The organism is Bradyrhizobium sp. 197 (genome assembly GCF_023073375.1).
Lineage (GTDB): Bacteria > Pseudomonadota > Alphaproteobacteria > Rhizobiales > Xanthobacteraceae > Bradyrhizobium.
The window spans coordinates 91,791-104,476 of sequence record NZ_JADPJJ010000129.1; the positions used below are offsets into that span (position 1 = coordinate 91,791).

The 12,686-nt window shown below is 64.5% G+C and carries 12 protein-coding genes; 5 read left to right on the top strand and 7 right to left on the bottom strand.

Features of this window, described 5'->3' with window-relative positions:
* A complete protein-coding gene (locus IVB27_RS28815; protein WP_247446316.1) occupies positions 1-789 on the top strand; it encodes a 3-hydroxybutyrate dehydrogenase in 789 nt (262 codons plus the stop codon).
* A 46-nt stretch (positions 790-835) separates the two neighbouring features.
* Here the strand turns inward: IVB27_RS28815 and IVB27_RS28820 are convergent, their stop codons facing one another.
* From IVB27_RS28820 to IVB27_RS28830, 3 genes are all read right to left on the bottom strand, one after another.
* Positions 836-1,660, bottom strand: a complete 825-nt coding sequence (locus IVB27_RS28820) for a sulfite exporter TauE/SafE family protein (protein ID WP_247343720.1) — start codon at positions 1,658-1,660, stop codon at positions 836-838.
* Between the two features lie 197 nt (positions 1,661-1,857).
* Positions 1,858-3,225, bottom strand: a complete 1,368-nt coding sequence (locus IVB27_RS28825) for a flippase (RefSeq protein ID WP_247446317.1) — start codon at positions 3,223-3,225, stop codon at positions 1,858-1,860.
* Positions 3,226-3,366: 141 nt separating this feature from the next.
* A complete protein-coding gene (locus tag IVB27_RS28830) occupies positions 3,367-4,206 on the bottom strand; it encodes a protein-disulfide reductase DsbD domain-containing protein (protein WP_247446318.1) in 840 nt (279 codons plus the stop codon).
* A gap of 151 nt (positions 4,207-4,357) precedes the next feature.
* On the opposite strand from IVB27_RS28830, the gene IVB27_RS28835 reads away from it, so the two are divergent.
* Entirely contained in the window at positions 4,358-5,002 is a 645-nt protein-coding gene (locus IVB27_RS28835; RefSeq protein WP_247343712.1) for a YqgE/AlgH family protein, read from the top strand.
* 112 nt (positions 5,003-5,114) lie between these two features.
* Here IVB27_RS28835 and IVB27_RS28840 read toward each other — a convergent pair whose 3' ends face one another.
* On the bottom strand, positions 5,115-6,002 hold the full coding sequence (locus tag IVB27_RS28840) for a TauD/TfdA dioxygenase family protein (RefSeq protein ID WP_247446319.1): 888 nt from the start codon (positions 6,000-6,002) through the stop codon (positions 5,115-5,117).
* A 141-nt stretch (positions 6,003-6,143) separates the two neighbouring features.
* Entirely contained in the window at positions 6,144-6,923 is a 780-nt protein-coding gene (locus IVB27_RS28845) for an SDR family NAD(P)-dependent oxidoreductase (protein WP_247343707.1), read from the bottom strand.
* 97 nt (positions 6,924-7,020) lie between these two features.
* Here IVB27_RS28845 and IVB27_RS28850 point away from each other — a divergent pair, with 97 nt between their 5' ends.
* Together IVB27_RS28850 and IVB27_RS28855 are read left to right on the top strand one after the other, a co-directional pair.
* Positions 7,021-7,758 (top strand): SDR family NAD(P)-dependent oxidoreductase, encoded by a 738-nt coding sequence (locus tag IVB27_RS28850; protein WP_247446320.1) that lies wholly within the window; start codon positions 7,021-7,023, stop codon positions 7,756-7,758.
* A gap of 60 nt (positions 7,759-7,818) precedes the next feature.
* Positions 7,819-8,187 carry a CsbD family protein gene (locus IVB27_RS28855; protein ID WP_247446321.1) on the top strand — a complete coding sequence of 123 codons (369 nt, stop codon included), beginning with the start codon at positions 7,819-7,821 and terminating at the stop codon, positions 8,185-8,187.
* Positions 8,188-8,310: 123 nt separating this feature from the next.
* Here the strand turns inward: IVB27_RS28855 and IVB27_RS28860 are convergent, their stop codons facing one another.
* Both IVB27_RS28860 and IVB27_RS28865 read right to left on the bottom strand, forming a co-directional pair.
* Positions 8,311-10,005 (bottom strand): SGNH/GDSL hydrolase family protein, encoded by a 1,695-nt coding sequence (locus IVB27_RS28860; protein ID WP_247446322.1) that lies wholly within the window; start codon positions 10,003-10,005, stop codon positions 8,311-8,313.
* Between the two features lie 180 nt (positions 10,006-10,185).
* On the bottom strand, positions 10,186-11,583 hold the full coding sequence (locus IVB27_RS28865) for a lytic murein transglycosylase (RefSeq protein WP_247446323.1): 1,398 nt from the start codon (positions 11,581-11,583) through the stop codon (positions 10,186-10,188).
* A 202-nt stretch (positions 11,584-11,785) separates the two neighbouring features.
* Here IVB27_RS28865 and IVB27_RS28870 point away from each other — a divergent pair, with 202 nt between their 5' ends.
* Positions 11,786-12,661 (top strand): UTP--glucose-1-phosphate uridylyltransferase, encoded by an 876-nt coding sequence (locus IVB27_RS28870; RefSeq protein ID WP_247343690.1) that lies wholly within the window; start codon positions 11,786-11,788, stop codon positions 12,659-12,661.
* Positions 12,662-12,686 lie beyond the last annotated feature (25 nt).

A 12,686-nucleotide genomic window follows, 5' to 3' on the forward strand; every position in this document is an offset into this window, starting at 1 on the left:
ATGGGTAGTCTGTCAGGCAAGAATGCCGTCGTGACCGGGTCGACCAGCGGCATCGGGCTCGCCTATGCGCGCGCCTTCGCCGCCGCCGGCGCCAATGTCGTCATCAACGGGTTCGGCTCGCCGGAGGACATCGAGAAGGAGCGCGCCAAGATCGAGTCCGATTTCGGCGTGAAGGCGGTCTATTCGCCTGCCGACATGACCAAGCCGGCCGAGATCGCCGGGATGATCGCTCTCGGCGAGAAGAGTTTCGGTTCGGTGGACATCCTCGTCAACAATGCCGGCATCCAGTTCGTCTCGCCGATCGAGGAATTCCCGCCGGAGAAGTGGGATCAGATCATCGCGATCAACCTGTCCTCGGCCTTCCATGCCATTCGCGCCGCCGTGCCCGGCATGAAGAAGAAGGGCTGGGGCCGCATCATCAATACCGCTTCCGCGCACTCGCTGGTCGCCTCGCCCTTCAAGTCGGCCTATGTGTCGGCCAAGCACGGCATCGCCGGCCTGACCAAGACCGTGGCGCTGGAGGTCGCGACCAGCAAGATCACCTGCAACTGCATCAGCCCCGGCTATGTCTGGACGCCGCTGGTAGAGAGGCAAATTCCCGACACGATGAAGGCGCGCAACCTTACGCGCGAGCAGGTGATCAACGACGTGCTGCTCGATGCGCAGCCGACCAAGGAGTTCGTCACCTCCGAGCAGGTCGCGGCACTCGCGCTGTTCCTGTGCGGCGACGATGCCGCGCAGATCACCGGCACCAACCTCTCGATCGACGGCGGCTGGACCGCGGAGTAGGGGACTACGGCTGGCGAATGGCGGAGCCGAGCTCCGCCATTTTCGTTCAGTGTGTCCAGGCCAGCGCCGTCACGAATGCCGAGGACAGGTTCAGCTCGGCGAACATGATCTTGCCGGCGACCACGAACAGCACGCTGGCAAGTGTCAGGCGCAGTACCGTCTCGGGCACGCGCGTCGCGCTGAAGCTGCCGACGATGATGCCGGGCAGCGAACCCAACAGCAGCACGCCCATCAGCGCCCAATCGACGTCGCCAAGCGCCCAGTGCCCGATTCCGGCGACCAGCGTCAGCGGGACCGCATGGGCGATGTCGGAGCCGACGATGGTCGCCATCGGCAGGCGCGGATAGAGCAGCAGCAGGACGGTGACGCCGACGGCGCCGGCGCCGACCGATGAAATCGAGACCAGCACACCGAGCACGATTCCGGTGACGACCGTCGCGATCGCAGTGGTGCGGTCATCGACCTGCTCCAGGCGCCGCCGATAACGCTCCATGATCGCCTTGCGGAAGATCAGCGAGGTCGCAGTCAGCAGCAGAGCAAAGCACAACACCAGATTGACCAGGCCGCGCTCGGAATCGCTCTTGAGGTCGAGCTTCCACAGCACGAGCAGCGTCAGCGCGCTCGCCGGAAGGCTGCCGCAGGCGAGCCGCAGCACGGCCGGCCAGTGCACGCTGCGCGACCAGCCATGCACCACGCTGCCGCCGGTCTTGGTGGCGGCCGCATAGAGCAGGTCGGTGCCGACCGCGGTCGATGGATGAATGCCGAACAACAGGATCAGCAGCGGCGTCATCAACGAACCGCCGCCGACGCCGGTCATCCCGACCAGCAGGCCGACGCCGAAACCGGAGGCGACGTAGAGTGGATCGATCATGTCCAGGGAATCTTAGGTTTATCTCGTCAGTTGGGCAATATGACGTAGAATAAAATTTCCCTGAGGCGCAACCGGTTGGGAGCAATAAGAAAAATCGTGCTGCATGCCGACGATAGGTAGGCATTTCTCTTTGTTCCCGGGCCTGCTGCGAAACAGCCGTTCCCCGAGGGCAGCACGCGAGGGCAGGTGTGAAGCGCCTATTTACCGAACGCCAGCACGTGCAGGCCGAGGCGCTGTCGCACGATCCAGAACAGCAGCACCGTCTCGAAGCAGAGCGAGATCGAGGTCGCGGCCGCGGCGCCATGACCGCCGTAGCGCGGTACCAGCGCGAGGCAGAGTACCAGGTTCATCACAAAGGCCAGCGCATAGGCCAGCGCGCAGATCTTCTGCTGCCCGAGCATGTTGAGCAGGCGTTCGACCGGGCCGATCGCGGAGCGCACCACGAGCCCGATCGCGGCGACGAACATGATGTCGTAGCCGACCACGAATTGCGGCCCGAACAGCCAGAGCAGCGGCTTGCCGAGCGCGAGCAGCACGATGGTCGCCGCCAGCGACGGCCAGAACGTCCAGTTGATGGCATGCGCCACGTAAGCCGACAGCCGCACCTTGTCGCCAGCTGCGTTGTATTCAGCGAAGCGATGCGCGGTGGTCGCCGACATCGCGTAGTGGATGAAGGAGACCAGCGCCAGCGTCTTCACCACGGCGAAATAGACGCCGACCTCGTCGGAGGGGCGGAACTGCTGAAGCACCAGCACGTCGGTATAGGACAAGAGCAAGTAGAAGCTTTCGACCAGCAGGATCGGCAGCGAGACGGCGAGCCAGCCGCCGATGTCATAAGCCTTGGGGCCCGGCTCGATGTGATTGGCAAGCTTGCGGTTCAGCACCATCATCTGCCCGGTCATCGCGATCCACACCGCGCCGGCGCTCGCGACCATCGCGGCGACCGCGCCGAGATGATACCCGAGCAGGAAGGCGCAGGCCGTGATGCCGATGATCAGCGCCTGGCGGATGATGAATTGCGGCATCAGGCCGAGCTGCATCCAGTCATGCGAGCGCGCGATGCCGTCCTGGGTGTTGGCGACGACGAAAGCGGGCAGCGTCATGCAGCCGATATAGAGCGGCAGTACCTCGGCCGGATCGATCCAGGGCGACAGCAATTTGACGATACCGGCAAGGCCGAGCGACGCCAGCGCGGAGACGGCAAAGGTCAGCCAGCGGCTGCCGGAGAGAAAGCCGCGCAGCAGCGCCTGCTCACCGCTGGTGCGGTACTCCGGAATGATTTTTTGCGCGGAGGCCGAGATGCCAAAATCCATCATGCTGCCGAGCAGCAGCACCCAGGTCCAGACATAGACGTAGACGCCGTAGTCGGACGTGCCCATCCAGCGCGCGAGCAGGACCTGCGAGAAATATGCAAGGCCCGCGCTGATCACCCGGATGATGAAGATGGTGCCCGCCAGCCGCCGCGTCAGCGACGCCTCGCTCGATCCGCCCGTCAATTTTTCGCGCAACCGCGCGATCAGGCCGGCAGGTCCGGTCGTTGCGGGTTCTGCATCCATCACGGCCAATTCGAAGGATCCCCGAGGCGCACGCGCATGCTGCGGCAGCCTTGCTGCAGTAGCCTTGGGGATTAGCAACCATTCGTTAAGATTCGGTTGGGTGTTTCCGTCGTCTCCCCCGTGCGCAATTGCGCACGGGGGAGACGACGACTACTCCAAATTCGTATTGAACTCGTACGACTTCTGCGGCCCGACCAGCGTGAACTTCAGCGCGGCGCCGTCGGGCTTGGCGCCCGGTGGCAGTCCGTCGAGCTCGAAAGAAAATCGCTTCACGCCCGGCGGGCTGGGCTCGACCGGCGCGGGGATCGGCAACGACCAATCCGGCGTCGGACCTTCCACGAACAAATTGACGTTGCCCGCATCCGGCGTCACCACGTCGATCACCACATTCTTGGGCCCGTCACGCTTGACGTCGCGGATGGTGATCGGGTTGGGATCGCCGATATTGGCGGGCTTGGGCACGGTGTCGAGCGCCGCACGCAGATTGGCGTCCTCGGTCGACGCGACGCTGTTGAAGCCAAGCTCGGCCTTGGCCTCGACCGGAATGCAAAGCTTTTCGCACACGGCGTAATTGATCTCGGCGCGCAGCGTCACCGGCTTGTCGGCCGCCTTGGCGATGATGCGCAGCGGCAGCACGATCTGGTCGTGATAGCCGATCGAATGGCCGCCGGCGCCGTCGTCGAACTTCAGCGGCGCCGGCCACATCACCGTCACCGCTTCGACATTGTCAGACTTCGAGAAATCGAAGCGCGGCGGAACGCCGGAATCGCCCGGCATGCGCCAATAGGTTTTCCAGCCGGGCTGGATCTGGAAGGCGATACCGCCGAGCAGGACGGCGCCGCTGCGCGATCCCGCGAGCAACCGCACCGCGGAATGTCCGTCGCGCTGCCACGGCGATGCGTCGTCGGCATGGGCCGCAAGCGCCAGCGATGACACAAGCAGGGTTGTCGCGACGCCAATCGCCGCATGCAGGGGAACTCTTGTCAGCATGATACGTCTTTACAGGGTCACCCCGGGGCAAACCATTGAATTGCTTGTGATGACTTGAATCAAGTCCTGCAAGTCTTGACCTTGCAAGCCTTGATTTGACAGCGGACCGGCCCGACATCAGGATAGGAATTGAAACCGGAGTGCTTCACCGATGGCTCCCACAGGAAAGAGGATGGGCGAAAGCACCCGCAAGCCCGGCCCCGCGCTCCCCAGTTCGGCGGGTTACCTCGACGGCCGCCTCCTCATCGCGATGCCGGTGATGGGCGATGAACGCTTCGAGCGCTCCGTGATCTACCTCTGCGCTCACTCCGCCGAAGGCGCCATGGGCATCATCGTCAACCATCCGGCCGGCAGCATCGACTTCCCAGAGCTGTTGCAACAGCTCGGCATCATCAAGAAGGGCGAGCACATCAAGCTGCCGGAGAACGCCGAAAGCATGAAGGTGCTACGCGGCGGTCCGGTTGATACCGGCCGCGGCTTTGTGCTGCACTCCAGCGATTTCTACATCGAGAACGCGACGCTCCGGATCGACGACGGCGTCTGCCTCACCGCGACCGTCGACATCCTGCGCGCGATCGCCGACGGCTCCGGCCCCAAGCATGCCATCCTGGCGCTCGGCTATGCCGGCTGGGCGCCGGGCCAGCTCGAGACCGAAATCCAGAGCAATGGCTGGCTGCATTGCGACGCGGATTCGGATTTGATCTTCGGCGATGACGTCGATGAAAAATACGGCCGCGCGCTGCGCAAGATCGGCATCGATCCCGGCATGCTCTCGAACGAGGCGGGTCACGCGTAGCTGTCGCCACACTCTCGGTGTCGTGCATCGCGTATCTGCTCGATCACACCCGTCTCGGCGTACAGGATCGCCCGGTCAAGCCGGGCGTTGACCAGCTTCGGAAAATGACGAACTACTCCGCCGCCTGCTGCTGCACCGTCGGCTCGGTCCCCGCCACCGTCGCGCGGCGCATGTCGCGGGGCTGGGACTGGTCGTAGCGGCGGACGCGGTGCATGGTCTGGCGGTTGTCCCACATCACGAGATCATGCAGCTTCCATTTGTGGACGTAGACGAACTCCGCGCTGGTCGCGTGCTCGTTGAGATCGCGCAGCAATACCCGGCCCTCCGGCACGTTCATGCTGACAATCTTGCCGGCATGCGATGAGAGATAAAGCGACTTGCGACGATGCACGGGATGGGTGCGCACGAGACGTTGCAGCACCGGTTTGAACATCTTCTTCTCGTCGTCGGTGTATTCGGTGAAGCCGAGCGATCCCCGCGAATACATCAGCGAGTGCTCGCACACGAGGTCCTCGATCTCCGCCTTGGTGTCGTCGTCGAGCGCGTCATAGGCCGCGCGCATATCGGCGAATTCGGTGTTGCCGCCCTTCGGGTTGAGCACGCGGGCCGACAGCAGCGAGAATTTTGCCGGGATCGGGCGGAACGAGCTGTCGGAATGCCACAGGCAGTTGCCCAGATTGAACAGATGCGCCCGGCTGTCTTTCGCCAGCGGCTTGCCGTCCTTGCCGAGATTGGAGACGTCGTTCAGTCCGGACTGGAGCCGGTAGTCCTTCTCCTTCGTCACCGTGCCGCCGCGCGCGTCTTCGCGCTGGCCGAAATTCAGCGCAAAAGCCATCTGCTGCTCGTCGGTGATGTCCTGGTCGTGGAAGACCAGCACCGCATATTTGTCCATGGCAGCCTCGACCTCGCCGGCCTGGTCCTGTGTGAGAGGCTGTCTCAGGTCGAGGCCCGAGACCTCGCCGACAAAATGCTTCTGAAGCTGCCGGATGGCGATCGTCATGACGTTTTCTCCCGCGAACCGCGAGCGGTTGGTCCCGCTCTGTCGCTGAAAAAGCTACTCTCGTAACCGGCGTTGTCAACGCTCGGTGCGCATAGCTGCCCGTAGCCCTGATTGCGCTGCGCTCCATCCGGGCCACAGCTCTTACGCGTTGCGCGCCATCAGGCCGCCGTCGACGGGGATGACCGCGCCGGTGAGGAAGGACGCTGCCGGCAGGCACAGGCTCAGCGTCATGTGCGCGACCTCTTCGGGATCGCCGTAGCGGCCCAGTGCGGTGCGGCGCTTGGCGTAGATCGTCTTGTGCTCTTCCGATATCCGGTCGGTGATGGCTGTGCGGATCGGACCCGGGCAGATGCAGTTGACGGTAATGCCTTCGCGGCCGAGCTCCACCGCGAGCGAGCGGGTGAGGCTGGCGACGCCGCCCTTCGCCGCCGAATAAGGGCTGTGCAACGCGGTGGCGCCGAGCGCCTCGGTGGAAGCGATGTTGACGATCCGCGGGCTGTTTGACTTGCGCAAGTGAGGCAGCGCGGCGCGGACGATGCGCGGATGCGCCGTCAGCATCACCGCGATGCCCCTGGCCCAGGCGTCTTCATAGGCCTCGTCGTCGATCGCGACGCGCACGGAAATGCCGGCATTGTTGACGATGATGTCGAGCCCGTCGAAATGCGCGGCGACGTCGCCAACCACGCGCTTGATCTCGGCGCCGTCGGCAACGTCGAGCTTCCAGGCTTTCGCCGATCCGCCGGCTCTCGCGATGTCCTCCGCCACGGCTTGCGCGCCTTGCTCGTCATAATCGGTGAGCGCCACGTTCGCGCCCTCAGTGGCGAACACACGCGCCGTCGCGCGCCCCATGCCGCTGGCCGCGCCGGTGACGAGAACGGTCAGACCCTTCACGGACCGGCTGAGCTGTTTGAAATCGGACATGCTGTTTCCTCGCGCCTGCTTGTTCTTGTTATGATTGACAAGGCTGGCATCGATCCGCAGACAGGTCAAACAAGCAAAGCAAAAGGGGGAGGTGGCGATGACGAACGAACTCGATTTCTCAGGCAAGCAGGTGCTGGTCGTCGGCGGCTCCAGCGGCATCGGCAACGGCATCGCGCAAGCCTTTCGCGTCAGGGGCGCGCAAGTTGCGGTCTGCGGTACGCGTGCTCACGCCAAGGAATATTCGCAGGAGGAAGGCTCGGATCTCGCCGGTCTCTCCTACGCGCAGCTCGACGTCGGCAATGCCGGAGCGGTCGAAGCGTTCAAGCCGTCGTTCGACAGGCTCGACGTGCTGGTGCTCGCGCAGGGCGCGGTGCTCTATCGCCGCGGTGAGTTCGAGATGGCCGGCTTCCGCAAGGTCGTCGAGGTCAATCTGATGAGCCTGATGGCCTGCGCCACGCGGTTTCATTCCATGCTGCGGGACTCGCAAGGGTCGCTGATCATGGTGTCCTCGACCGCGGCCTATCATTCTACGATGGGCAATCCCGCTTACAACGCATCGAAGACCGGCGCGGTCGGATTGACGCGGACGCTGGGCGAGGCCTGGGCCGAGGACGGCATCCGCGTCAACGGCATCGCGCCCGGTCTCGTCGACACCAAGATGACCAAGGTGACGACCGACAATCCCAAGCGGCTCGAAGGTGCACTTTCACGCATTCCGCTGCGGCGATTGGGCACCCCGGCTGACATGGCGGGCGCGGCGCTGTTTTTGGCGTCGCCGCTGTCGTCCTACATCATCGGCCAAACATTGGTCGTCGACGGCGGGCTTATTCTCTAGCGCGAAGGAACCGTGCCGCTCCTGATCGGTTACTTGGGCTGACCCCCGAGGAGGAGCATCATGGATAAGGATCGGATTGTCGGATCGGCCAAGGAATTCGCCGGACGCGCGGAAGGCGCTGTCGGTGATCTCGCAGGCGATGCGCAGACACAGGCGTCGGGCAACGCGCGGGAAGCCGCAGGCACCGTGCAAAATCTCTACGGCCAGGCCAAGGATGCCGTCCGTGACGCTGGTGAAACGGCGGCGGGTTACGCCAAGGATGCCTACGAGAACAGCGGCGACACTTTCCGCGATGGTTCGCAGGCAATTGCCCAGAAGGTGCAGGACAACCCGCTCGGCGCGCTGCTGGTCGCCGGCGGCATCGGCTTTGCACTCGCGCTGTTGATGGCGCGGCCTACGCGCCGCCCGCCGCCGCGCTGGCGCTATTAGGGCTCGGCTAAACGCCATCCAACGTGCCCCGGACGCAATGCGGCGTGTAGCGCCACATTGCGTCCGGGGTCCATTTTTTGGGGATGCCGCGAGAGCCAGGACACGAGGGCTCAGCTCGGTAAACTACCGAGCCACTTCCGCCGACCGCCCGACATTGCCCGGCGGTCGCGGGATCGCGGGGTTCTGATTGGGATTGCGCGGCCCTGGCGCGGGCGTCAATTGACGCGGCGGTGCTTGCGGAGAGCCGAAGCCGAAGAAATCACGAATTGACGGCGTTGCCTGTGCCGGCTGCTGCGGCACCGACGGCTTCTTCGGCGCGAGCTTTTGCGGCGCGATCGCTGCGGCGGCTCCCGGTGAACCCGGAGCAGCATTGCCCTCGGGCGACGTCGCGGCCATCGGCGCATCGCCTTTGGCCTGCTCGCGGCCGACTTCGCGGCGCGGCCAGGCATAATCGTCGGCACGGCCCGCGGGCGCAGCCAATGGCTCGCCCTTCACCATTGTTCTCGCAGCGAGCGCATCGACGGCGGCAGGGCGCGAGCCCGGTCCGCCCAGCAATTGATCGGTCGAGATCGAGGCCGCAACCAGCGGCACGATCGGGCCGGCCAGCGGCCGCGGCGCGGGCTTGCCGGGTTCGGCACTGGTGTCGGGCGTTGCGGGTTCGCTCGGCAGCGCGATCGGGCCGGAGCGCCCGGCGAGCAGGCGCGTGATCTCGCGTTCGACATAGTGAGCGAGCTTGCGCGCGCCGGGTTTTGTGAAATAGACGCCGTCATAGCTGCGGAGCTGACGGATCTGGCCTTCGAAGTCCGGGCCCTTCTGGAGGAAGCGGCCGGCCTCGTCGACAAAGCCGTCCCAGACATCGACGTAAGTTATGCCGGCCTTGGCCGCGCCTTCGCGATAGAGCGAATCCAGGAACAGCATGTCCGCGGTGCCCTTGGGGCCGCGGATCGCGGGCAGGCCGACCCAGAGCACCGGCACGCCCTTGCTCTTGAGCACGTTGGCGAGCTCCTCGATCTTCTTGCCGTAGAGCTCGACCCAGCGCTCGTCGCGGAATTCGTAGAGGCCGTTCGGGTTGCGTGCGCTCTTCTCGGGCGTTGCGACCGCCGGTGTGTCAGCGTTGTCGGCATCATCCTGCGGCAGGTCGGCGTCGTCCGGCTTGGCCGCGCTGTCGTTGGGCTTGGCATCGCCGGGCTTGGCCGGTGGTTTGCCACGCGCGCCCTTGTCGTTCTTCTTGTCCTTGTCCGTCGCCTTGTCCGACTTATCGGGGGCTGCTGCCTCGCGGATGGCGATGCGGTCGTTGAGGCCGAGCATGACCACGATCACGTCGGGCTTTTCGGTTTCGAGGATGCCCTTCGCGGCTGCCGCCCAGTCCGAAGGCTCACCCTTGGGCTGGTACTTGATCAGGCCGGACGTGGTTTTGTGCTTGCGGATCACGCCCATGTCGGGCTGCTCGGTGTAGGCGTCTTCGAGGCCGTAGGCGAGCCAGTCGGCCATGGCGTCGCCGATCACCAGCACGTTCTTGTCAGGCGTCGTGTCGTGCTTGGCCGGCGCCGGTGCGCGCGAAAAATCCTGGCGCGGCGCCTGCTGCTGCTGTTGCTGCTGCTGGAACGGCGCGAAGAAGTCGCCGCCGAACCATCCGCCACGTTCACCGCCGCTTCGCGGTGGCGGGGCCTGGCGCTGCGGCGGGCCGCCGAAGCCAGGGAAATTGAAGAATTGCGCCGAGGCCGGCCCCGCGATCAAGACCAGAATCGCAAGCGCCGTCCCCAGCGCGATCAGCGGGCCGGTCTCGGTCAGCGCCTTGAACAGGGACTTCTTCGACATGCGATCTCGGGCACGCGCAATGGGGATCGGGACTAGTTCAATATAATAACGGAATCAGGCGCCAAACGGGCAGATTCTCTTTTCAGATTCTCTTCAGATACTGGCCCATACACGGGGAACAGCCGCCCCCGTCAAGGCTGCCTGCCAGAATCCTTGTTCAGGGTTACTTTCGGCGCGATTTTACCGCCCGCGCAGCCGGTCCAGCGCGTCTGAGGAGGCAAATCCGTCCGCGGGGACCCCGATCGAGGCCTGGAAGTTGCGCAGGGCTTCCCGGGTCTGGCCGCCGAACTGGCCGTCGGGGGTGCCCTTGTAGAAGCCGCGCTGGGCCAGCAGCTGCTGGAGTTCCAGCCGCTCGGTGCGGGACAGCTCGCGTTCCTGCCGCGGCCAGGGCTGCACGAAGGGCTGGCCGCCGCGCAGGCGGTCGGCGAAATGGCCGATCGCCATCGCATAGGCCTCGGCAGGGTTGTACTTCATGATGACACGGAAGTTCTGCAGCATCAGGAAGCCCGGCCCCTGCGCGCCGGCGGGCGCCAGCAGATAGGCTTTCTCCGCCGGGTGCGGCAACGGCTGGTTGGCCGGGCGCTTGAGCCCGAGCTTCTCCCATTGCGCCATCGTCATCGCCTTGGCGCGATCGGCCAGCATGTAGTTGAATCCCTCCGGCACCACGACCTCGTAGCCCCAGGTCTGGCCGGCCTGCCAACCGTCCTTCTTCAGATTGTTGGCGGTCGAGGCGATCAGGTCGGAGGGATTGTCGACGACGTCGCGCCGTCCGTCACCGTCGCCGTCCACGGCAAAGCGCTTGAACGCGGTCGGCATGAATTGGGTCGGGCCGAAGGCGCCGGCCCAGGAGCCGCGCAACTGTTCGGGCCTGAGGTCGCCGCGGTTCAGGATCTCCAGTGCCGAGAGGAACTCGTCCTTGAAATAGGCCTGGCGGCGGCCGATGCAGGCGAGCGTTGCGGTCGATTGCAGCACGCTGCGGTCGCCCATCTGGGTCGAGTAGTTGGACTCGATGCCCCAGATCGACGCGATGATATAACGATCGACGCCGGTGGCCCTTTCGGTGGCGTCGAACTGCGCCTTGTATTTGGCGAGGACCTCGCGGCCCTTGGCGAGGCGGTTGTCGTTCACGAGGATGTCGAGATAGTCCCAGATCGACTTGGTGAACTCCGGCTGCGAGTCCATGAGGTCCATGATACGCAGGTCGGGCGCAAGGCCTGCCGTGAAGCGTTGGAAATTTTCCTGCGTGATGTTGCGCCGTGCAGCATCGGGCCACATGCCTGCGACGCAATTGTTGAAGTCACCCGCGGCCTTGCGGATCGCGGCGGCCGTCATCAGCGGATGACCGGAGGCGCCGTCCTCGCCGCTCCAAGGTTGAGCTCCCGTTTGAGCGCCCCCGGGGCCGGGCGTTGCTTGCGAGGGCGCCGGGTTCGGACCGGAAAAAATGCCGCCGAACAGATTTGACAGACCGTTCTGAGTCTGCGCGCCGGCGGGGAGCGGGAACAGCAGGACGGTCGCAATCATCATCGCACCGGTCACGGACCCGCCCCGTTTTGCCAGCCCTGCCATTGATTGCATCATGTCCTCACCTGTCCGGCCAAATCCGCCCTCAGGAGGCCTGGTTACGGTTGCCAACTGCTTAACAAAGGTGAAATTTTGATGGTGGCCTTTTTCTTAACTCTGTGAGGACGAGGCCCCACATCCGCCTTTGTTGGCGGCTGCAAACAAGCTAGCAAGATGCCATTGCTTCCTTCACGTGTTCCTCAGGTATTCGATCAATCCCATGAAAATCCGCAAAGCCGTATTTCCCGTTGCCGGCCTCGGCACCCGCGTCCTGCCCGCCACCAAGGCGATGCCGAAGGAAATGCTGACGATCGTCGACAAGCCGCTGATCCAGTATGTCTATGACGAGGCCAGGGAAGCCGGCATCGAGCACTTCATCTTCGTCACCGGCCGCAACAAAAGTGTCATCGAAGATCATTTCGACCGGATGTTCGAGCTCGATGCGACGCTGGCCGCGCGCGGCAAGAAGACCGAGCAGGACGTTCTGGCGCAGAACCAGCCCGAAGCCGGCGCCGTCAGCTTCACCCGCCAGCAGGCGCCGCTCGGCCTCGGTCATGCGGTCTGGTGCGCGCGCGACATCGTCGGCAACGAACCGTTCGCGGTCGTGCTGCCCGACGAACTCGTGCTCAATTCGCCGGGCTGCCTGAAGCAGATGATCGAGACCGCCAGCAAGCTCGGCGAAAAATCCAACATCATCGCGGTCGAGGCGGTGCCCGACCATCTCACCCATCAATACGGCATCTGCGGCGTCGGCAAACGCACCGGCAAGATGTTCGAGGTCGACGGCATGATCGAGAAGCCGGCCAAGGGCACCGCGCCCTCCAACCTCTCGATCACCGGCCGCTACATCCTCCAGCCGGAGATCTTCAAGATCCTGGAGACCCAGGAGCGCGGCGCCGGCGGCGAGATCCAGCTCACCGACGCCATGATCGGGCTCGCCAAATCGCAAAAATTCTACGGCGTCGAATTCGAGGGCGAGCGCCACGATTGCGGCTCCAAGCCCGGCTTCCTCCGCGCCAACATCGCCTACGGCCTGAAGCGGCCCGAACTGCGCGATGGCCTGATCGCGGAAATGAAGAAGTATCTGGGGGAATAGACGTCGGTTTCTACTCGTCACGGCG